The organism is Nitratidesulfovibrio termitidis HI1 (assembly GCF_000504305.1).
GTDB lineage: Bacteria > Desulfobacterota > Desulfovibrionia > Desulfovibrionales > Desulfovibrionaceae > Cupidesulfovibrio > Cupidesulfovibrio termitidis.
In genome coordinates this window covers 175,290-196,026 of the sequence record NZ_KI632512.1, presented here as the reverse complement: position 1 = coordinate 196,026, position 20,737 = coordinate 175,290, and the positions used below count along the sequence as shown (strand labels likewise).

Below are 20,737 nucleotides of genomic sequence, written 5' to 3'. Positions count from 1 at the left end.
CACCTTTTGCGGCAGCCGTTAGGTGAGCTTGCGAACCTTACGGATGGCGACCGCAGAGCGCAAAGCCCCCTTCCCCCCGGATATTTTCTGCTCTGTCCAGTCCCTTCCCGCTCAGTACTTCTGGTCGCTGTGCCAGGCCCAGGCGGTCTCGATGATCTCGCGGATATCCGTAACCTTCGGGGTCCAGCCCAGTTCCCTGCCCGCCAGCGTGCTGTCGGCCACCAGCCGGGCCGGGTCGCCATCGCGGCGCGGCCCCACGGTAAAGGGCACCTCGCGCCCGGTCACCCGCGCCGCCGCGTCGATGACCTGCCGCACGGTGAACCCCAGCCCGTTGCCCAGGTTGTAGTGCAGGGCGCCCTTCCCGCCTGGTTCTGCCGCCACCTCGTCCTTCAGGGCCGCCGTGCCCACGGGTGCGGCCAGCAGCCTGTCCAGCGCGGCCAGATGCGCCTCGCACAGGTCGTTGACGTGGATGTAGTCGCGCACGCAGGTGCCGTCCGGGGTGTCGTAGTCGCTGCCGAACACGGTGAGCGCTGGCCCCGTGCCCAGCACCGCGCGCAGGATGTTGGGAATAAGGTGCGTTTCCGGCGCATGCGATTCGCCTATGCCCCCCGCCCGGTCCGCCCCGGCGGCGTTGAAATAGCGCAGGGCCACCGAACGCAGCCCGTAGGCCGTGGCGTGGTCCGCCAGCATGCGTTCCACCATCAGCTTGGACGCGCCGTAGGGGTTCACCGGGGCCAGCGGATGCGTCTCGGCGATGCGTTCGGTAACCGGGTTGCCGTACACCGCCGCCGTGGACGAGAACACCAGCCGCAGCACGCCTGCCTCGCGCATGGCGTCCAGCAGGTTCAGGGTGCCGGTGACGTTGTTGGCGTAGTACAGTGCGGGTTCGCGCACCGACTCGCCCACCAGGCTGCGGGCGGAAAAGTGCATTACCGCGTCAAAGCAGTGCTCGGCGAACAGTCGGCGCAGGGCCTGGCGATCCAGCAGGTCGCCGCGCACCAGGTCGCAGTCGGGGGCGGCGGCATCCACGGCATCGGCATGGCCGGTGGAAAGATTGTCGAAAATCACGGGCGTGCAGCCGCGCGCCACCAGCGCCCGCACCATGTGCGAGCCGATGTAGCCCGCCCCGCCGCAGACCAGCACGTTGCAGATGGGTGTTTCGCCCATGGTTCCTCCTGAGATGGCGTCCGGAAAACGGAGCCGTGGCGGTTGCGGGCATCCTTGCCCCATGCCGCCGTTTTCTCTATTCTTGTCCAGATGCTGGGCATCGGTCATGGGTACCTGCTTCCGATGCACCCGCTTCCGGCGCGCACGCTGCGCACGGCACGCATGACAGCATGACGGGCAGGGGACGCATTGCCCCCGCAACATGCCGTCAGCCAAGGAGAACCTAACACATGCGGCAACGGATGCAACCACACGGCGCAACATTCCCGCTCCACTGCTCCGTGCGGGCACGGCACATCCCCGCACGCCCCGGCCACACGCCGCACGGTCGTGTTGCGCACAATCCCCGACTGCGCCCGCTTGCGGGACTTTCGCTGGCCTGCCTTGCCGCCGTGCTGTTCCTGTCGGCGGCGGTCTCCGCCCTTGCGGGCCCCCGCAACGACGACGACCTGAAGCAACTGACCGCCAGCCTGCTGGAAACCAAGATCAAGCCCGACGCCATTCCTGCCCTGTACCGCCCGGAATACACCTCCACCATCAGCGCCGCCCTCAGCCTGGAAGACCCGGAACCGGTCTTCGTGGTGCGCCTGCCCGATGGCCCGCGCATCTATCCCCAGCGCATCATGGTCTGGCACGAGGCGGTCAACGAGGTGGTGGGCGACGCCACCTACTGCATCAGCTACAGCCCGCTCACCGGGGTGCTGGCCGCCTACAAGGGCCAGGCGGGCCGGTTCATGACCACCTTCGGCGTGGATGGCCGCCTGCTGTACAACAACACCGTGCTGTTCGACAGGGCCACCGGCAGCCTGTGGTCGCAACTGCTGGGCATTGCCATTGACGGCCCCCTGCGCGGCAAGGTGCTGCAACGCATTCCCGCCTGGTGGACCACCTGGGGCGTGGCGCGCGACGCCATGCCCGACGCCAAGGTGCTGGCCACCCCCAGCGGCATCCGCCGTTCGTACGGCAAGGACCCGTACGGTTCCTACCTGCTGCCCGGCACCTACTACGACGACGACCGCATCATGTACGCCGTGCCCAGGCTGGACAGGCGCATGAAACCCAAGACACGCATCCTCGGGCTGGACGTGCAGGGCCAACAACTGGCCATCGACACCGCTACGGTGCATAAGGACGGCGTGGCCAACATCGACCAAGGGCCCATGCCGCTGCTGGCCGTGGTGGACCGGCGGCTGGACGTGATCCGGGTGTACGACCGCACGGTATGGGGCAAACCCGCCACCTTCGCGCTCAAGAAGGGCAGCCCCAACCGTCTTGTGGACACCGAAAGCGGCAGCGAATGGTCCATCGACGGCAAGGCCGAGGCTGGTCCCATGAAGGGCGCCGTGCTGAACGAACTGATCCCCGTCAACGCCATGTGGTTCGCCTGGTCCAGCTTTCATCCGGCAACGCTGGTGGTGCCGACCAACGACGCATGGCCCGCCCCTTCCCAACCCCAGCCCCAATTGAACGTGCCGGGGCTGGCCCCGTTCCAGTGATGCCCGGACGCACGCTGCATTGCGCCGGGGTGTCCGTACGCGCCGTGGTCTTCGACTTCGACGGCACCCTTGCCGCGCCCACGCTGGACTTCGGCGTGATGCGCCGTGCCGTGGCAGAGGCCATGCGGGTACATCTGACCAGCCATCAGGAACCGCCACACCGCGCCGACCTGCCGGTGATGGAGTGGATCGCCCACGTGGCGGACCTGCTGGAACAGCATGGCCGCAGTGCCGACGCCGCCGCCCTGCATGCCGATGCCCATGCCGCCATCCGCCGGGTGGAAGTGGAGGCCGCCGCGCGAGGCAGCCTGTTCCCGTTCACGCGGCCCATGCTGGCGGGTCTTGCCGCACTGGACGTGCCCGTGGGCATCGTCACCCGCAACTGCCCGGAGGCGGTGCGGGCCGTGTTTCCCGACGTGGACGCCCTGTGCCCCTGCCTGCTTACCCGCGACGACGTGCCCAGCGTAAAGCCCGACCCGGACCATCTGTTGCGTGCGCTGGGCATGCTGGGCCGTGCCCCCGGCGAGGCGTTGATGGTGGGCGACCACCCCATGGACATCCTGACCGGTCACCGCGCGGGCACCCTGACCGCCGGGGTGGCCAGCGGCGAAAGCCCGGCCCGTGCCCTGCACGAAGCCGGGGCGCATGTGGTGGCCGACGACTGCGCGGCGCTGATGGTCCGCCTGGGGTTCACCTGGACGAATCCCGCCGCGCCGGGCTAGCCCCCTGCCCCGCAATCACCATCCGTTCCTGCTCCGACCGGTTGCATCGGCACGCCCCACGGCCTATTGAAAGATACGCCCTTGGCCATCAACGTCACGCAGGAGACCGTGCCATGCCCTTCACGCCCGACAGCGCATTCCCCACCCGCGCCGCCCTTCCGAAAGCCGCCGTCCTCGTGCTGCTGGTTGCAGTTGCCCTGTGCGCCGCCTGTGCCGGGCGGGTCTGCCCCCCGCGTGAAAGCTGCACCAAACCGGTGTTCGAACGGGTGCAGAACAAGGCCGTCAGCGCCGGGCAGCAGGCCGTGGTGCAAGGGCTGCTGGGCGCGCTGACCGGCACGGCCACCGGCCCGAAATTCACCGGGGAAGGCTTGCGGCTGGACATGTACCGCGCCTTTGACGATGCCTTCAGGGAAGAGGGCTATTCCCTCGACGCCACCCTGCGCGAGTTCCTGGGCAAGCACGAGGACACCGCTTACTACCGCGACGCCCTGACCTCCGGCCTGGTGCCGCTGCTGGCAACGCCGCTGTCCATCCTGCGCGTGGCCGACGCCCGCCAGCGCCTGCTGGCCGAGGGCCGGGTGACCCAGCCAACCCTGGACCTGGTGGCCGCCGTGCCCGCTGCCGCCACCGGAGAGGGAACGGCGAAACAGTGACGCACCGGCTCTGCCCGTATGGCGGCCTTGCCGTCCTTGAACGCGAAACGCCCGGCTTGAACCGGGCGTTTCGCGTTATGGGCGAACAGGAACATGGTGTGCGCGCCAAGCATGGAGCATGTACGAAGCAGGTACGGGAGGCATGGTGCAGGCATCGCGCCCGTCACTGCACCCGTCGGCGCGTGTCGTCATCTCGCTTTGTTGTTCCGCTCTGCCAGCAGCAACGCCCCGGCTCCGCCGAACAACCGTTCGCGGCGGATGACCGACAACCCCGCCCGGTGCGCCAGCCCCTCCACACCGCCACGGGCCATGAACCCCCGGAAGTTGCGATAGTGCTCCGCCCCGGCCAGCCGCTCCGGCAGGTGCACGAACAGGGCGGCGGGCAGATCCAGGTTGCGCTCCGCCAGTCGGTAGTCGGCCAGCAGTACGCGCGGGGCCACGCGCAGGGCCTCGGTCAGGGCCGCGTTGCCCATGGCTTCCGGCATTTCGTGCAGGGCCAGCGACAACACCACCGCGTCGAAGGCATTGTCTGCAAAGGGCAGCGCGCGCGCATCGGCGCGCGACAATGCAAGCGAAGGAGAAGAAAACAGGGGTGACGTTGCGGAAACTGACACCGCTCGCGCCGCGCCCAGCATGGCCGGGGAAAGGTCCGTACCCACGCAGGTCACGCCCGCGCCGCGCAGCACCGCGCATTGCCGCCCGGTGCCGCAGCAGGCGTCCAGCACCCGCAACAGCCGCTCGGCGCGGCAGACGTCGGCCACGGCCCGGCGTACCCCGTCCAGCACGGGGTTCAGCAGCGTGTCATACCACGCCGCGATGCGGGCATACGGGTCGGCGGTCATGGAGTTTTCCGGGGTTTGGGGCATGGGGCGACACCCGCAAGGTACGGGGCGGGCAAGCGTGCCCATCAACCATCACATGGTCGCGTGATTACGGGGTTACGGATTCCGAATTTTCCACGGCAGTGCCTGCCATGTCGGCGCGGCAATCCGACATGTCGCTTTCATCGTGCAGGGCCGCCAGCACCCGGCAGCGCAGTTCGGCCATTTCCGGCACCTCGTCCGGCGCGGGCAGCCACGCCAGCAACTGTTCCACCCGACCGGATTCGCGCAGCAGCCTGCGCGAGGCGGCAAACCCCAGGTCGAAACACCAGCCGCACAGCAGGATGCGGAAATCGTTCAGGCAGCGCATGTCCGCATAACTGGCCAGACGCCCGGCGCGCACCGCGTCCAGCACGGCGGGGGTCCACGCCCCCTGCACTTCCGGCAGGTGCATCACCACCACGTCGTCGCGGGGGCCGCCGGGTTCCATGTGGGCGGCCAGCACCCGAAAGATGTCCAGTTTGTCGGCATCGCGCACCACGCGGGTCACCTGACGGGCGCGCATGGAAACGCCCGCCGGAATGGCAAAGCGGTTGTGCAGCACCACTGCGCAGGCGGCCAGATGCCGCACGGCCGGGGCCTCGTCGCGCAGGGGGCGTTCGTCGTTCAGGACGCACCCGCCCAGCAGGCCGTGGTTGACCGAACGCGCATCGCTGAAGGTCTGCCAGCGCCGATACTGCCGGAACCGCCCGATGTCGTGGTACAGCGCGCCCAGCAACGCCGCGCGGGCGCAGACCACGTCCATGCTCCCCGCCGCCACGGCCTCGGCCACGATGACGCGGGCATTGCCCAGCACCAGCAGGGAATGTTCGCGCTTGAGTTCGATGTGCGCGTCATGCGCCGCATCGCCGGTCAGAAAGCGGTCCACGTACTGGCCGAACCAGGCCTCGTGCCGGGAAATGTCGCGTGCGGCGTCCATGGCTACCGCCGTTCCCCGTCGGAAGGCGCAGCCGCCCCGGTGGACTGTGCAAAATGGGGGGCGACAGGGGGAACCGTGGGGGAAGCGACATGGGCAGCCGTGTGCGAACCCGCAGCCTGCGCCTGTGCCTCGGCGTCGCGTGCCGCAAGCTCCGCCTCGCGCCGGGCCTGGTCGTTCCAGCGGTCCCAGGTCGGGTCGCGGAATATGCCCTTGGGCCCGTACAGAAAACGCAGAAACCAGATGATGGACCCGAAAAAGGCAATGATCAGAACATACTGTCCCGCCTTTTCCAGAATCAGCCCCCCCAGCCCCGCGTCCGTTGCCACGGTGGCTGCGGTGGCCGCATGGGCCATGGTCACATCGAACACGTCAACCTCCTGTGCCGTCGGCTGGCTCCTGTGCCGTCCGCTGGCTTCTGTGCCGTCCGCTGGCTGCGGCGGCAGCCGTGGTTGTACGCATTCCCCATCTGCCGGGCAAGCCACGCGCAAGAACCCCGCACCCGACCGATGATTCCGACGCCACATGTCCCGCCCGTCCCGCACAGCCCCCCACTCCGGCGTTGTGGGTGCGCCCCCCTTCTGCTAGGGTGTGCCATCCCCGTCACGGCACCGCCGCCGCCCCGCTGGGCGGCTTTCAGAGCGGCAACCATCCGGATTCACACGCGAACAGACAGACGACCAGGCGCCGCCCCCGCGCGGCCCGGCCTGCGCCGCCCTGTCGGGAACACGTCCAACGTCCATGTCCGATTTCGTCCATCTGCATTGCCACACCGAATACAGCCTGCTCGACGGGGCCATCCGCCTTAAGGACCTGTGCGCCAAGGCGGTGGACTTCGGCATGCCCGCCGCCGCCATCACCGACCACGGCAACCTCTACGGCGCCGTGTACTTTTACAATACCTGCAAGCAGTTCGGCATAAAGCCCATCATCGGCTGCGAAGTCTACGTGGCCAACGACCACACGGACAAGACCTCGGAACTGGCCCGCGTGCGCCATCACCTGGTGCTGCTGGCGCGTGACAACGAAGGCTACCACAACCTGGTCAAGCTGGTGTCGCACGGCTTTCTGCACGGTTTTCACTACAAGCCGCGCGTGGACATGGACCTGCTGCGTCAGTATTCGGGCGGCATCACCGCCCTTTCCGCCTGCCTGGCCGGGCAGGTGCCGCGCGCGCTCTTGCGCAGCGGCATGGACGACGCCATCCGCATCGCCCGCGAATACGAGGCCATCTACCCCGGCAACTTCTATCTGGAATTGCAGTCCAACGGCCTGAAGGAACAGGACGAGCTGAACGAGAAGCTGCTGGAACTGGCCGACCACACCAAGCTGCCCCTGGTGGCCACCAACGACTGCCACTATCTGGAAGCCAGCGACGTGGAAGCCCACGACGTGCTGCTGTGCATCCAGACCCAGGCCAAGGTGGACGACGAGCGCCGGATGCGCTTCGAGACCAAGGAACTGTACTACAAGTCGCCGGAGGAAATGGCGAAGGCGTTCGCCCACGTGCCCGACGCCGTGGCCAACACCGGTCGCATCGCCGAGCAGTGCGCGGTGAAGTTCGAATTCGGCAAGTACGTCTTTCCCGTGTACGCCCTGCCCGAGGGCATGACCCTGGAGGACGAGTTCCGCCGCCTCTCGCGCGAAGGGCTGAAGCGCCGCCTGGAACGCCACCCCAACCGCGACACCATCGACCACGACCTGTACTGGAAGCGCCTTGAGCTGGAACTGGACGTCATCGGCCAGATGGGCTTTCCCGGTTACTTCCTCATCGTGCAGGACTTCATCAACTGGGCCAAGGACAACGGCATCCCCGTGGGTCCGGGGCGCGGTTCCGCCGCCGGTTCGCTGGTGGCGTGGTCGCTACGCATCACCAACCTCGATCCCATCCCGTACAACCTGCTGTTCGAACGCTTCCTGAACATCGAACGCGTGTCCATGCCCGATATCGACGTGGACTTCTGCGAACGCCGCCGTACCGAGGTCATCAGGTACGTGGGCGAGAAGTACGGCGAAGACATGGTGGCGCAGATCACCACCTTCGGGAAGATGAAGGCGAAAGCGGTGGTGCGCGACGTGGGCCGTGCCCTGGGCATGACCTTTGCCGAGACCGACCGCATCGCCAAGCTGGTGCCCGAAGACCTGAAGATGACGGTCAAGAAGGCTATCGACGCGGAACCGGACCTGGCCGCGCTGTACAAGACCGATACGCAGATCCGCAAGCTGCTGGACGTTTCCATGCGGCTCGAAGGGCTGTCGCGCCACGCTTCCACCCACGCGGCGGGGGTCGTGGTGTCCGACAAGCCCATGCGCGAGTACCTGCCGCTGTACCGGGGAAAGAAGGGTGAAATAGTCACCCAGTTCGACATGAAGATGGTCGAGAAGGTCGGGCTGGTGAAGTTCGACTTTCTGGGCCTGCGCACCATGACCCTGGTGCAGGATTCGCTGGACGAGATCGCCCGGCAGGGCAAGACCCCGCCCGACCTCGACAACCTGGCCCTGGACGACCCGGAAACCTACGAGCTGTACTCGCGCGGGGACACCGACGGCATCTTCCAGGTGGAAAGCTCGGGCATGCGCCAGTACCTGCGCATGCTCAAGCCCTCCTGCTTCGACGACGTCATCGCCATGCTGGCCCTGTACCGGCCCGGCCCGCTGGGCTCGGGCATGGTGGACGAATTCATCAAGCGCAAGCACGGCGAGGTGCCCGTCACCTACCCCCTGCCCTCGCTTGAAGACTGCCTGCGCGATACCTACGGCGTCATCGTGTACCAGGAACAGGTGATGCAGATCGCCCAGATCGCGGCGGGCTACACCCTGGGCGGCGCCGACCTTCTGCGCCGCGCCATGGGCAAGAAGAACGCCGAGGAAATGGGCCAGCAGCGCATCAAGTTCGTGGAGGGCGCGCAGAAGAACGAGGTTCCCAAGGCCAAGGCCGACGAAATCTTCGACCTGATGGAAAAGTTCGCGGAGTACGGCTTCAACAAGTCGCACAGCGCGGCCTATGCGCTCATCTCGTACTACACCGCGTTCCTGAAGGTGCACTTTCCCACCGAGTTCATGGCCGCCCTGCTCACGTCCGAAATGGGCAACCAGGACAAGCTGCTGAAGTACGTGGCCGCGTGCAAGGACATGGGCATTGCCGTATTGCAGCCCAACGTGCAGGCCAGCCGCCGCGAGTTCACCGTGCACGAGGGGGCCATCGTCTTCGGCCTTGGCGGCATCAAGAACGTGGGCGACGAAGCCATCCGCGAAATAGTGGAGGCCCGCGAGGAAGGCGGGGTGTTCGCCTCGCTGCTGGACCTGTGCATGCGCGTGAACCTGCGCAAGGTGACCAAGCGCGTACTGGAAAGCCTGATCAAGGGCGGCGCGTGCGATTGCCTGGGCTGCACCCGCGCGGGCATGCTGGCCGCGCTGGACAACGTGGTCAGCAAGGCCCAGAAGCGCCTGAAGGACAAGGAATCCAACCAGGTCTCGCTGTTCACCATGGTGCCGGAAGAGCCCGCCGTGTGCCCCGGCATCGGCTTTGACTGCGAGGAGCAGCAGGCCCAAGAATGGGACGACGACCAGAAGCTGCGCTTCGAAAAGGAGGCGCTGGGCTTCTTTCTGACCAGCCACCCGCTGCAGCCCTACCGCAAGGAACTGTTCCGCCTGCGCCTTACCCCGCTGGACGAAACGCGGGACATGGCCCCCGGCATGTCGCTGAAGACCGCCGTGCTGGTCACCGGCATCAAGGAGCACATGACCAAGAAGGGCGCGCGCATGGCCTTTCTGCAGGTGGAAGACCTGACCGCGTCCGGTGAATGCGTGTTCTTTCCCGAACCGTATGCGGAATTCCGCGAACTGCTGAAGTCGGACCAGCCGCTGCTGCTGGAGGCCACCATCAGCAAGCAGCAGAACGACGACGGCGGCAGGAACGGCAACGGGGGCGGCGACGGCATGTCCGGCGCAGGGGGCATGCCTGAAGAAGACGACGACATACCGCGCGAAATCAAGCTGCTGGGCGACAAGGTCATTCCGCTGGCCCGGGCCTGCGGCGCCAGCGACCAGCCCGTGACCATCGACATGCCCCTGCCCCGCGTGGAGCCGGCCAGCCTTGCCGCCCTGCGCGCCATACTGGAGCGGCACCGCGGCCCGGTGCCGGTGAACGTGCGGCTGGTGGTGGACGAGTCCGAGTGCCTGCTGCAGTTCGGCCCGCAGTGGATGGTGCAGCCCGGCCCGGCGTTCGAAACCGATATTGCCCATTGGACCGAAGGGCCCGAATAGCGCCGCACCCTGTCGGCAACAGCCCTGAACGCACCTGTACCTTTCGTTTTTTCTGGCCTCATCGCTCAGGAGACACACCGTGAAAAAATCCATCTGGCGGCTGACCGTGCGCTCGGAGTTCTGCGCCTCGCACGCGCTGCGCCATTACGAAGGCAAATGCGAATCCATGCACGGCCACAACTTTGCCGTGGAAATGGTGGCAGAGGGTGACCGCCTGACCGGCGACACAGAAATCGTGCTGGACTTCAAGGTGCTGAAGCGTGAACTGAACGCAGTGCTCGACACCCTGGACCACAAGAACCTGAACGACGTTGCGCCGTTCGACACCATCAATCCCTCGTCCGAAAACCTTTCGCGGCACATCTGGCAGCAGCTTGCGCCGCGCCTGGCCCCGCACGGGGTACGCCTGCACGCCGTGACCGTGTCGGAAAAGGCCGCCCAGTCGGCCACCTACATGGAAATCGACGAATAGCCGTATAGCGCGGCGGCGCCGCCCCGACAGTTTCCGCCCGGCGGCACCCGCGATAGCGCGGCCCCGCCGGGCGCACCATTTCGTCCGACCTGTCACGCCGGAACCGGAACCCCGCGCCACCACACGGGCCAGAATGGCCCCCCGATAAAACGGACCATCCTCACTACACGGATCACCTCATGTTCGACGCCTTCAACTTCCGCACCGCCTTCGAGATCGCCCTGCCGCTGTTCCTGATCATGGACCCGGTGGGCAACGCCGCCGCCTGCCTCGGCATGCTGCGCGAGCACGGCGAGGCCCGGCAGCGCGCCATACTGCGGCGCGAACTGCTGTTCGCCCTCGGCATCATCCTGGGCTTTCACGTGCTGGGCGATGCACTGCTGGGCATGCTGGAAATAGAACAGTCCACCCTGCGCCTGTCCGGCGGGCTGATCCTGTTCATCATTTCCATGAAGATGGTCTTTCCGCCGCAGGAGGGCGACACCGAAGCCGTGGCCCACGATCCGTTCATCGTGCCCATTGCCGTGCCGCTCATCGCCGGGCCATCGCTGCTGGCGGCGGTGATGGTCTTTGCCCGACAGGCCCAGGGCGGCATGATGGCCCAGGTCAACGTGCTGGCGGGCATCCTGATGGCCTGGGCGGCCACCGCCGCCATCATGGCCTTCACCCCGGACATCGCCCGCCTGCTGGGCCCGCGCACCATGCGCGCCATGGAGCGGCTGATGGGCCTCGTGCTGATCATGATGGCCGTACAGATGCTGGAAAACGGCATACGCCTTTTCGTCACGTCATTGTAACGGCGATGCAATGCTGCCGACAGCATCCCGCCCCGTATGGGGTAATGCATACTGCAGGCAGGACGCTTCCCTTCTCCTTCCCCCCATACTCAAGGTAGTACCCGCATTCCTTGACACTCCATGCATCATGCGTCTAATTCTTGTACAAGAGTAAAATCGCAGCAGCCAGGGGTGTTCATGAAAGCGAAAAGCGTCGCACCGGTGTTCATCGTTTCCGTCATGGTGGCCGTCATAGCGGCATTCGGCGGCATCATATACTACGTGACGGGTTCCTCGTACCGCATGGCGCTGGAACTGGAACAGCACGCCATGGAACAGGCAGGCGAAAGCGCGCGCGATGCGCTGGCGCTGTACGTGCAAAACTTCATCGGCACCATCAACGCGCTTTCCAGGCAGCGGCTCGTGCTGGAAGCCCTGACCGGCGATGCCGCCATTGCCCAGGGCCGCCTGAAGGACATCGTGCGCAACGATCCCAACATCTGGTCGGCCCTCGTCTTCGACGACAAGGGCATCATCCGTGCGGGAATCAACGCCGACATGGAAGACCTGACCGGCGGCAAGCGCGGCGACCGCGACTACTTCAGGGCCGTCATGGCCGGGCAGGACAGCTTTATCGGCAAGTCCATCATCACCGCTAGGTCCGGCGGCGGCAACATGTTCATCTTCGTGGCGGTGAAGGCCATCCGCGATGCCGATGGCCGGGTCATCGGCGGGGTGGGCATCTTCCCGCGTTGGGAAAATTTCACCTCCACCTTCGTCAGCGGGCTGCGTTTCGGCCAGCGCGGCTACGGTTTCATGCTGGACGGCAGCGGCCACATCATCGCCCACCCCGACAAGAACATGATGCTCAAGGACCTGACCGGGCACGAATTCGTGCGCACCGCCCTGTCCATGAAAAACGGCAACGCCTTCTATGACTGGCAGGACGGGCGCAAATACATGACCGTCGCCACCGAACCGACAACCGGCTGGCTGGTGTGCATGAGCGCCTACACCGACGAACTGGCGGGCACCGCCATCGCCCAGCGCAACACCCTGCTGGGCATCGGCGCGGCGGCGCTGCTGGTGCTGGCGGGGGTGATCTCGCTGCTGGTGCGGCGGCTGGTGGCCCGTCCGGTGGCGGACATCGAGGCATTCACCCGCGCCGTGGCCGGGGGCAACCTGCACGCCGACCTGCACCAGAACTTCAAGTACGAATTCCGCAGCCTGGGCGACAACGTGCGCGCCATGGTGGGCGAGCTCAAGAACAAGCTGGGTTTCGCGCAGGGGCTGCTGGACGGCATCACCCTGCCCTGCGTGGTGGCCGGGCCCGACCAGCGGGTGCTGTTCGTCAACCGCGCCACTCTCGACTACATGCAGATCGACGGCGACCCGCAGTCCTTCATGGGGGTGCCTGTGGGGCGCATCTTCCACGGCGACGACAACCATGCCACGGTCATCGGCGCCTGCATGGCCGAGCGCCGCGCCCAGCGCGGCGTGCAGACGGAACTGACAGGGCGCAAGGGCGCGCGGTTGCACGCCAGCGTGGACGCAGCCCCCATGTATGACCTGGACGGCACGCTCATTGCCGGGTTTGCCCTGATTTCGGACCAGACGGACATCAAGACCCAGCACGCCCGCATAGAGCAGCAGAACGAACGCATCGCCCATGCCGCGGTAAAGGCCGATGAAGTGGCCAACATGCTGGCCTCGGCGTCCGAGCAACTGGCCGCGCAGATCGAACAGTCTTCCCGCGGCAGCGACGAGCAGCGGGGCCGCACGGCAGAGGCAGCCGCCGCCGTGGAGGAAATGAATGCCGCATCCATGAGCGTTGCGCGCAACGCCGCGGAAACGGCGGACCTTGCCGATTCCGCCCGCTCGCAGGCCCAGGAGGGGGCGCGCCTTGTGGAATCGGTGGTGAACACCATCAACGCCATCAACGGCCAGGCGGAAAGCCTGAAGGCCGACATGACCGAGTTGGGCCGCCAGGCCGACGGCATCGGCCAGATCATGACGGTCATCGCCGACATTGCCGACCAGACCAACCTGCTGGCGCTGAACGCCGCCATCGAGGCCGCGCGGGCCGGCGACGCCGGGCGCGGTTTTGCCGTGGTGGCCGACGAGGTGCGCAAGCTGGCCGAAAAGACGATGACCGCCACCACCCAGGTGGGCGGCTACATCCGCTCGGTGCAGCAAAGCGCGCGGGCCAACATCCAGAGCACGGAAAACACCACCGCCGCCATCGTGGACTGCACCCGCACCGCCAACCTTTCCGGCGATTCGCTGCGCAGCATCGTGGGGCTGGTGGAACGCACCTCGGACAACGTGCGCGCCATAGCGGCGGCCAGCGAGCAGCAGTCCGCCGCCAGCGAAGAGGTGGGGCGCGGCACGGAAGACATCAACCGCATCGCCTCGGAAACGGCGGAAGCCATGGGTCAGTCGTCGCAGGCCGTCACCGAACTGGCCCGGCTGGCCGTGGAGCTGAAATCCATCATCGCGGAAATGCGCGCCTGACACCCATCACCGGACGGGGGCGGATATTGTTCCGCCCCCCCCGCTCCCTGTCCTTTGCCTGCCCCTGCCATCCCACACACAACGCCCCCCGCCGCTCCCCACTCCGCACATCGCAGGCCTGTCCCCGCCACATTCTCCGCTATCCACACCGCCCGATACATGCAATTATCTGTATTTACGAACATTATCATCCAGGTCACAGTTTTGTCTCAAATTTGTCATTGTTTCGTAACATGACCGTTTCCAACTTCCAGTATTCTGAAAAATTTTCTATTGCTATCTGAGCGCGGGATGGTCGAGGGGTTGTTTCCATGCACGCGCTCCGCATGCCATGCGCGCTTGCCTGCGCATTGCCTGCGCGCACGGCTTGTCCCCTGCCTGTCATCCCGTCCGGAAAGCGCTGCGTCCCTGCCCTCCCGTACCCTTGTGGCGGGCGAACCGACGTTGCGCTCCAACGCCTGTTGGGGCGGTCCGCCGGGCCGCCCTGGTTCGTACACCCACCAGGATACAGAAGGAGCACATGATGAAGAAATCTCTCGCTATCCTCCTCGCGCTGGCCGTATTCGCCTGCGGCATGGTTGCCACCGCTTCCGCCGCCGACCAGGTGGTCATCAAGATCGCCGGCATGAAGCCCGAGGGCGAGCCGGAAACCCTGGGCATGCACAAGTTCGGCGAAATCCTCGCCAAGCTGTCCGGCGGCAAGTTCACCGTGCAGGTGTTTCCCAACAGCCAACTGGGCAAGGAAGACGCCTACATCGCCAACACCCGCCGCGGCATGATCCAGATGTGCGCCACCGGCACCCAGACCTCGGCCCTGCACCCGGCCATGGCCATGCTGGAAACGCCCATGCTGTTCGACAACCTGGCCCACGCCCGCCGGGCCATGGAAGGCAAGACCTTTGAGCTGATCAACCAGGGCTTCACCGAAAAGTCGGGCCTGCGCACCCTGAACGCCTTCCCCCTGGGCTTCCGCCACTTCTACACCAAGAAGCCCCTGAAAAACATGGACGACCTGAAGGGCCTGCGCCTGCGCGTGCCCAACATTCCGCTGTACCTGAACTTCGCCAAGGAATGCGGCATCAGCGGCCAGCCCATGCCGTTCGCCGAAGTGCCCAGCGCCCTGGACCAGGGCGTCATCGACGGCGGCGACAGCCCCTTCGCCGACATCATCGCCCTGAAGATGTACGAAATCGCCCCCCAGATCACCCTGAGCGGGCACATCCTGGTCATCCACTCGCTGTACATCAACGAAAAGTTCTACCAGGGCCTTTCCGAGCAGGAAAAGGGCTGGGTGAACCAGGCCGCCAAGGAATCCGCCGACTACGTGTGGAACCTGATGGCCCAGCTTGAAAAGAACGCCGTGAAGACCATCGAGGAAAACAAGGGCACCGTCTCCACCCCCACCCCCGAATTCCACGACGCCATGAAGGCCGCGGGCAAGCGCAGCTGGAAGCTGTTCTACGACACCGTGCCCAACGCCAAGGAAATCCTGGAAAGCGCCGAATCGTACAAGTAGCCGTCGTAACGACGAGGGGAACCCTTTGCCTGCAAGGGGTTCCCTTTTTTTCGGCATCCGGGGCGGCACCCCGCCCCGGAGTACCGTAACCGCTGTGGAGACATCCATGACCCACGACACCACGCCGAACGTGGCCATCCCGCCGACCACGAGCAAGGGTGAGTTCGCGTTCGAGGTTTTTTGCGCCGTCATCTTCCTCGGGATGATCGGCCTTGTGTTCTACAACGCCTTCCTCCGCTACGTGTTCGGATCCAGCTTCGCCCCCAGCGAGGAATGGGCCCGTTTCCTGTTCATCTACATCACCTTCTTCGGGGCCATCGAAGCATTCTACCGCAACCGGCACATCGCGGTGGACATGTTCACCAACCTCACCAGCGGCATGCTGCGCAAGTGCATCGACATCATCGCGCAATCGCTCACCCTGGCCACGTTGGGCCTGCTGTTGTGGGGCGGCATCATCCTGGTGCAGCAGACCATGGACACCAACTCCGTGGCCACCAACGTGAACATGGCGTTCATCAACGGCACCCTGCCGATCATGGCCGCCGCCGCCATACTCATCAAGCTTCCCGATTTCATCCGCCTGCTGAAGAAGCCGGCCAGCGAATTCGTCCGCCCCGACATGCTTGAAGAAGCCATGCAGAAGACCAAGGAGTAACGCCGTGGAACAGCTTTATTACTTCTTCGGCAGCCTGGCCGTCTTCCTGTGCCTTGGCATTCCCATCTCCATGGTGCTGGTGCTGTGCTCCATCGTGCTGATGTGGAATTCCGGCATGTGGGATGCCATGACCATCCCCAACATCATGCTGGACGGCGCCAACAACTACCCGCTGATGGCCATTCCGTTCTTCGTCTTCGCGGGCGAGATCATGGCCGTGGGCGGCCTGTCCAAACGGGTGGTGCAACTGGCCCAGTTGATGATCGGCGGGGTAAAGGGCGGCCTTGGCTACGCGGCCATCGTCGCCAGCATCATCTTTGCCGGGCTCATGGGCAGTTCGGTGGGCGAGGCTGCCGCCCTGGGCGGCCTGCTGCTGCCCATGATGCAGCAGGTGGGCTACAACAAGGGCCGCGCAGGGGGCATCATCGCCTCTGGCGCCATCCTCGGCCCCATCATTCCGCCCAGCACCAACTTCATCATCCTGGGGTCCACCGTCAGCCTGTCCATCACCAAGCTGTTCATGGTCGGCCTGTTCCCGGGCCTGATGCTGGGCCTGGGCCTGCTGGTCATGTGGTGGTTCGTGGTGCGCAAGGATGGATACACCGAAACCATCCACTTCACCCGCGCGGAAAAGCTGGCCATCCTCAAGGACGCCAGCCCCGCCTTCATGCTGCCCCTGCTGCTGCTGGGCGGCATCCGCTTCGGCGTGTTCACCCCCACCGAGGGCGGCGCCGTTGCGGCGGTGTTCGCCATCTTCGTGTGCATGGCCTACTACCGCGAACTGACCCTGCGGCAGTTGCTGCGCGTCAGCGCGGCGGCAGCGCGCACCACGGCCGTGGTGATGCTCATCGTGGCCACGGCATCCGCCGTGGGCTACTTCATCACCCTGGCCCAGATCCCCATGCACATCACCAACCTGTTCGCGCCGTTCATCGACAGCCCCACGCTGCTGCTGTTGATCATCATGTGCTTCCTGCTGGTGGCGGGCATGGTCATGGACCTTACGCCGAACATCCTGATCTTCGCCCCCGTGTTCTACCCGCTGATCCAGCAGGCCGGCATCGACCCGTACCACTTCGGCCTGCTGTTCGTGCTGAACCTGGGCATCGGGGTCATCACCCCGCCAGTGGGCACGGTACTGTACGTGGTGTGCGGCATCGGCAACATCAAGCTGAGCGAACTGGTGCTCAAGATGCTGCCGTTCATCCTCATCGAGGTCGTGGTATTGTTCCTGCTGGTGCTTTTCCCCAAGCTGTCCCTGATTCCGCTGCGCTGGCTGATGTAGCGCACGATACCCGGCTGCCCGCAAACACACGGGGCACGCGGACTCTCGTCCGCGTGCCCCTTTTGCGTCGACCGCCCGGACAACGCGAACGGCGGCGGGAAGATATTCCCGCCGCCGCGTTCATTGCATGAGATTCCGCAACCGGAAACGTCTGCCAGGCTTACTCCAGCCCCAGCATGCTCCGCAGAGCCTCTTCAATGCCGTCCACGCACAGGCCCAGCTTGGCCCGCAGTTCCTTCTGGCTGCCATGCTCCACGAAGTGGTCGGGCACGCCCAGCCTGCGGATGGCCTGCCCGCGCAGCGCGCCGTGGTCGGCCAGACATTCCAGCACGGCAGAGGTGAATCCGCCCGCCAGGGCGTTCTCCTCCAGCAACAGCAGCGCATCATGGGTGGCGGCCAGTTCCAGCAATTGCGCTTCCGGCAACGGCTTTACCCATACGGCGTCAAACACGGTGACCTGACGGCCCGATTCCTCGGCCACCCGTTCCGCCGCCTCCAGCGCCGGGGCCACCCGGCTGCCGCAGGCAATGACGGCCACCCCCCGACCCTGCTTCAACACCTCGCCCCGGCCAAGGGGCTGCACTTCGCCGCGCGGGGGCAACGCGGCCCCCGTGCCCACGCCGCGCGGGTAGCGTATGGCCATCGGCGCGTTCAAAGCCAGGGCGGTGCGCATGGCGTGGCGCAGTTGCGCCTCGTCGCGCGGGGCCAGAATGTGCATGTTGGGGATGTGTCGCAGGTACGACAGGTCGAACACCCCGTGGTGAGTGGGGCCGTCCTCGCCCACCAGACCGGCGCGGTCCACGCAGAACACCACCGGCAGGTTCTGGATGCACACGTCGTGCACCACCTGATCGTACGAGCGTTGCAGGAAGGTGGAATAGATGGCCACGAACGGCCGCAGCCCCTGCGTGGCAAGGCCCGCGGCAAAGGTCACCGCGTGCTGCTCGCAGATGCCCACATCCACGAACCGCTCGGGGTGACGCGTACAGAAACAGCTGGTGCCGGTGCCTTCCGGCATGGCGGCGGTAATGGCTATGACCCGCTTGTCCTCGTCGGCCAGCATGCACAGCGTTTCGCCGAACACGTCGGTGAAACTGGGCAGCGCCGGGGCGTCGGCCAGCTTGGCGGCCCTGCCCGTTTCCGGCTCGAAGCGGCCCACCCCGTGGAAATGGGTGGGGTTGGTTTCCGCCGGGGCGTAACCCTTGCCCTTGCGGGTCAGCACGTGCAGCAACACCGGCTCATCCAGGGTGCGGGCCATGTCGAAGGTGCGGGTAAGCGCCTTGACGTCGTGGCCGTTCACCGGACCGATGTAGTTGAACCCGAACGCCTCGAACAGCATGCCCGGCGTGAAGAACCCCTTCAGGCTGTGTTCGCTGCGCTTGGCGTAGCCCAGCATGTCCTCGCCGATGCCGGGGATGGAACGCATGAAGGTTTCCATATCCTTCTTCATGCGGCGCACCCAGCGCTTGGACAGGTTGCGGCTGAGGAACAGCGACAGCGCGCCCACGTTCTTGGAAATGGACATCTCGTTGTCGTTCAGCACGACGATGAGCTTGCGGTCCATGGCCCCGGCCTGGTTCAGCCCTTCGAAGGCAAGACCCGCGGTCATGGAGCCGTCGCCGATGACGGCCACGACATTGCTGTCGCCCCCGGCCAGGTCGCGCGCCATGGCCATGCCCAGCGCTGCGGAAATGGACGTGGAGGAATGCCCCACCCCGAAGTGGTCGTACGGGCTTTCCGTCATCTTGGGAAAGCCGCTGATGCCGCCGCCGCGCCGCAGGGTGTGGAAGCTGGCGGCGCGTCCCGTCAGCAGCTTCCAGGCGTACGCCTGATGCCCCACGTCCCAGACGACCTTGTCCCGCTCGACGTCGAACGAGGTCAGCAGCGCGATGGTCAGTTCCACCACGCCCAGCGAGGGAGCAAGATGTCCGCCGTTACGGGACACGGTGGCGATGATGCGCTGACGCAGTTCGTCGGCCAGTTGCGGGACAAACTCGGGGGCCAGACCGGCCACGTCGCGCGGGCTGGCGAGGGAATCCAGAAGGGGCGTGTCAGCGAATTGCCCTTGGGGATGTCCCGAAGGAAAAAGCGAGGGCGGTAGCTGTCCGGTCATGCGTGGGTATCCGTTATCGGGCCGCGCGGGGCGCGCCCGGTGAGGCAAGGCGTTGTTGTCGTGCCGTACATTGCTCTCGCGCGGCGTCAGGAAGCGCGATCCACGATATAGCTGGCCAGGCTGCGCAGGAAATCGGCGTCCGGCCCGGTGTAGGGCGAAAGCCGCTCTATGGCCGCGTCGGCCCGTTCACGGGCCAGGGTGCGGCTGCGCTCCACGCCCAGCAACGACGGGTAGGTGGTCTTGCCCTGCTCCGCGTCGCTGCCCACGGGCTTGCCGATTTCCGCCTCGTCGCCGACCTCGTCGAGGATATCATCCACGATCTGGAAGGCCGCGCCGATGTGCGCGCCATAATCGCCGATTCGGGCCTGCGCGTCGGCGTCGGCACCTGCCAGCAATGCGCCGGACAGGCATGACGCGCGCAGCAGCGCCCCGGTCTTCATGGCGTGCATGGCAGCCATTTCGTCCAGGGTCACGCCCGTGCGGCCCGTATACTCCATGTCCAGCGCCTGCCCGCCTACCATGCCGGGGGCACCGGCGGCGCGGGCAACGGCGCGCAGGGCGGCAAGCACGTTGGCGGCGGGGATGGCGGCGGTGTCACCGTCTGCGGCGCTGCCCCCCACGCCCGCCCCGACGCCAGCCATGAAATCGAAGGCATCGGTGAGCAGGCCGTCACCGGCCAGAATGGCCGTGGCCTCGTCGAACATCTTGTGGTTCGAGGGCTTGCCGCGCCGCAGGTCGTCGTCGTCCATGGCGGGCAGATCGTCATGGATGAGCGAATAGGTGTGGATCATCTCGATGGCGGCGGCAAAGGGCATCACCCGTTCCGCAGGCAGGCCGAACAGCGCGGCGGCGGTCAGGCACAGCACCGGTCGCACCCGCTTGCCGCCCGCGTTCAGGCTGTATTCCATGGACGCGCGCAGCCGCGCGGGAATGCCCCGGTTGGCCAGGCACGCGGCCAGGTAGCGCTCCACCCCGGCGGCAGCATCGCGCAGGCGGGCCTTGATCTCACTCGGCGTCAGCATCGTCCCCCACCCCTTCAAAATCCGTTACGCCGCCTTCGGTGAACAGGCGTATCTCGTTGCGGGCCGTGCGCAGCCGGTCGCGGCAGGCGCGGGACAGGCCAAGGCCTTCCTTGTACAGGGCCACGCTGCGCTCCAGCGGCAGGTCGCCCGCCTCCAGCGCGGCCACAACCTCTTGCAGACGGGCCATGGCGGCTTCGTAATCCACCGTCGCCTCGGCCTTTTCCACAACACCATCAACACCGTCACCACCGACGGGGGCCTTTGCCCCCGCATTCCTTCG

Annotated in this window: 17 protein-coding genes; 10 read left to right on the top strand and 7 right to left on the bottom strand. The window is 66.0% G+C overall.

Annotated elements, in window-relative coordinates; genetic code table 11:
- Positions 1–111: 111 nt before the first annotated feature.
- Positions 112–1,167 (bottom strand): UDP-glucose 4-epimerase GalE, encoded by a 1,056-nt coding sequence (galE, locus tag DESTE_RS00965; protein WP_035064054.1) that lies wholly within the window; start codon positions 1,165–1,167, stop codon positions 112–114.
- Positions 1,168–1,397: 230 nt separating this feature from the next.
- Between galE and DESTE_RS00960 the strand changes: the two genes are divergently transcribed.
- The 3 genes from DESTE_RS00960 (at position 1,398) to DESTE_RS00950 (ending at position 4,038) form a co-directional block, all read left to right on the top strand.
- Positions 1,398–2,663 carry a DUF3179 domain-containing protein gene (locus tag DESTE_RS00960; RefSeq protein WP_035064051.1) on the top strand — a complete coding sequence of 422 codons (1,266 nt, stop codon included), beginning with the start codon at positions 1,398–1,400 and terminating at the stop codon, positions 2,661–2,663.
- Positions 2,663–3,385: an HAD family hydrolase gene (locus tag DESTE_RS00955; protein ID WP_051384250.1), complete on the top strand. Its 723-nt coding sequence runs from the start codon at positions 2,663–2,665 to the stop codon at positions 3,383–3,385. The genes DESTE_RS00960 and DESTE_RS00955 overlap by 1 nt, the downstream gene beginning before the upstream one ends.
- A 113-nt stretch (positions 3,386–3,498) precedes the next feature.
- A complete protein-coding gene (locus DESTE_RS00950; RefSeq protein WP_035064048.1) occupies positions 3,499–4,038 on the top strand; it encodes a hypothetical protein in 540 nt (179 codons plus the stop codon).
- Between the two features lie 188 nt (positions 4,039–4,226).
- On the opposite strand, the gene DESTE_RS00945 is transcribed toward DESTE_RS00950, so the two are convergent.
- The 3 genes from DESTE_RS00945 to DESTE_RS17085 form a co-directional block, all read right to left on the bottom strand.
- Positions 4,227–4,880 carry a class I SAM-dependent methyltransferase gene (locus DESTE_RS00945; protein ID WP_084559299.1) on the bottom strand — a complete coding sequence of 218 codons (654 nt, stop codon included), beginning with the start codon at positions 4,878–4,880 and terminating at the stop codon, positions 4,227–4,229.
- Positions 4,881–4,968: 88 nt separating this feature from the next.
- Positions 4,969–5,838 (bottom strand): HD domain-containing protein, encoded by an 870-nt coding sequence (locus DESTE_RS00940; protein WP_035064042.1) that lies wholly within the window; start codon positions 5,836–5,838, stop codon positions 4,969–4,971.
- A 2-nt stretch (positions 5,839–5,840) separates the two neighbouring features.
- A complete protein-coding gene (locus DESTE_RS17085; protein WP_051384249.1) occupies positions 5,841–6,206 on the bottom strand; it encodes a hypothetical protein in 366 nt (121 codons plus the stop codon).
- 370 nt (positions 6,207–6,576) lie between these two features.
- Between DESTE_RS17085 and dnaE the strand changes: the two genes are divergently transcribed.
- From dnaE to DESTE_RS00900, 7 genes are all read left to right on the top strand, one after another.
- Positions 6,577–10,101 carry a DNA polymerase III subunit alpha gene (dnaE, locus tag DESTE_RS00930; protein ID WP_035064040.1) on the top strand — a complete coding sequence of 1,175 codons (3,525 nt, stop codon included), beginning with the start codon at positions 6,577–6,579 and terminating at the stop codon, positions 10,099–10,101.
- 79 nt (positions 10,102–10,180) lie between these two features.
- On the top strand, positions 10,181–10,573 hold the full coding sequence (gene queD, locus DESTE_RS00925) for a 6-carboxytetrahydropterin synthase QueD (RefSeq protein WP_035064037.1): 393 nt from the start codon (positions 10,181–10,183) through the stop codon (positions 10,571–10,573).
- 179 nt (positions 10,574–10,752) lie between these two features.
- Entirely contained in the window at positions 10,753–11,370 is a 618-nt protein-coding gene (locus DESTE_RS00920; RefSeq protein ID WP_035064034.1) for a MarC family protein, read from the top strand.
- Between the two features lie 177 nt (positions 11,371–11,547).
- On the top strand, positions 11,548–13,863 hold the full coding sequence (locus DESTE_RS00915) for a methyl-accepting chemotaxis protein (protein ID WP_035069305.1): 2,316 nt from the start codon (positions 11,548–11,550) through the stop codon (positions 13,861–13,863).
- A 523-nt stretch (positions 13,864–14,386) separates the two neighbouring features.
- The gene (locus tag DESTE_RS00910) at positions 14,387–15,379 is read left to right on the top strand and encodes a TRAP transporter substrate-binding protein (RefSeq protein ID WP_035064031.1); all 993 of its coding nucleotides are present in this window, start codon (positions 14,387–14,389) and stop codon (positions 15,377–15,379) included.
- 106 nt (positions 15,380–15,485) lie between these two features.
- A complete protein-coding gene (locus DESTE_RS00905) occupies positions 15,486–16,037 on the top strand; it encodes a TRAP transporter small permease (protein WP_051384248.1) in 552 nt (183 codons plus the stop codon).
- A 4-nt stretch (positions 16,038–16,041) separates the two neighbouring features.
- Positions 16,042–17,322 carry a TRAP transporter large permease gene (locus tag DESTE_RS00900; protein WP_035064029.1) on the top strand — a complete coding sequence of 427 codons (1,281 nt, stop codon included), beginning with the start codon at positions 16,042–16,044 and terminating at the stop codon, positions 17,320–17,322.
- 160 nt (positions 17,323–17,482) lie between these two features.
- On the opposite strand, the gene dxs is transcribed toward DESTE_RS00900, so the two are convergent.
- The 3 genes from dxs to DESTE_RS00885 form a co-directional block, all read right to left on the bottom strand.
- Positions 17,483–19,435, bottom strand: coding sequence for a 1-deoxy-D-xylulose-5-phosphate synthase (dxs, locus tag DESTE_RS00895; protein ID WP_245590677.1), 1,953 nt, complete (start codon positions 19,433–19,435; stop codon positions 17,483–17,485).
- Positions 19,436–19,521: 86 nt separating this feature from the next.
- A complete protein-coding gene (locus DESTE_RS00890) occupies positions 19,522–20,457 on the bottom strand; it encodes a polyprenyl synthetase family protein (protein ID WP_035064026.1) in 936 nt (311 codons plus the stop codon).
- Positions 20,441–20,683 carry an exodeoxyribonuclease VII small subunit gene (locus DESTE_RS00885; RefSeq protein WP_035064023.1) on the bottom strand — a complete coding sequence of 81 codons (243 nt, stop codon included), beginning with the start codon at positions 20,681–20,683 and terminating at the stop codon, positions 20,441–20,443. The genes DESTE_RS00890 and DESTE_RS00885 overlap by 17 nt, the downstream gene beginning before the upstream one ends.
- Positions 20,684–20,737: the final 54 nt, after the last annotated feature.

Bases quoted from the DNA above. Each gene is read 5' to 3' on its own strand.
- galE (WP_035064054.1), bottom strand. From the start codon at position 1,167: ATGGGCGAAACACCCATCTGCAACGTGCTGGTCTGCGGCGGGGCGGGC.
- DESTE_RS00960 (WP_035064051.1), top strand. From the start codon at position 1,398: ATGCGGCAACGGATGCAACCACACGGCGCAACATTCCCGCTCCACTGC.
- DESTE_RS00955 (WP_051384250.1), top strand. From the start codon at position 2,663: ATGCCCGGACGCACGCTGCATTGCGCCGGGGTGTCCGTACGCGCCGTG.
- DESTE_RS00950 (WP_035064048.1), top strand. From the start codon at position 3,499: ATGCCCTTCACGCCCGACAGCGCATTCCCCACCCGCGCCGCCCTTCCG.
- DESTE_RS00945 (WP_084559299.1), bottom strand. From the start codon at position 4,880: ATGACCGCCGACCCGTATGCCCGCATCGCGGCGTGGTATGACACGCTG.
- DESTE_RS00940 (WP_035064042.1), bottom strand. From the start codon at position 5,838: ATGGACGCCGCACGCGACATTTCCCGGCACGAGGCCTGGTTCGGCCAG.
- dnaE (WP_035064040.1), top strand. From the start codon at position 6,577: ATGTCCGATTTCGTCCATCTGCATTGCCACACCGAATACAGCCTGCTC.
- DESTE_RS00920 (WP_035064034.1), top strand. From the start codon at position 10,753: ATGTTCGACGCCTTCAACTTCCGCACCGCCTTCGAGATCGCCCTGCCG.
- DESTE_RS00915 (WP_035069305.1), top strand. From the start codon at position 11,548: ATGAAAGCGAAAAGCGTCGCACCGGTGTTCATCGTTTCCGTCATGGTG.
- DESTE_RS00910 (WP_035064031.1), top strand. From the start codon at position 14,387: ATGAAGAAATCTCTCGCTATCCTCCTCGCGCTGGCCGTATTCGCCTGC.
- DESTE_RS00905 (WP_051384248.1), top strand. From the start codon at position 15,486: ATGACCCACGACACCACGCCGAACGTGGCCATCCCGCCGACCACGAGC.
- dxs (WP_245590677.1), bottom strand. From the start codon at position 19,435: ATGACCGGACAGCTACCGCCCTCGCTTTTTCCTTCGGGACATCCCCAA.
- DESTE_RS00890 (WP_035064026.1), bottom strand. From the start codon at position 20,457: ATGCTGACGCCGAGTGAGATCAAGGCCCGCCTGCGCGATGCTGCCGCC.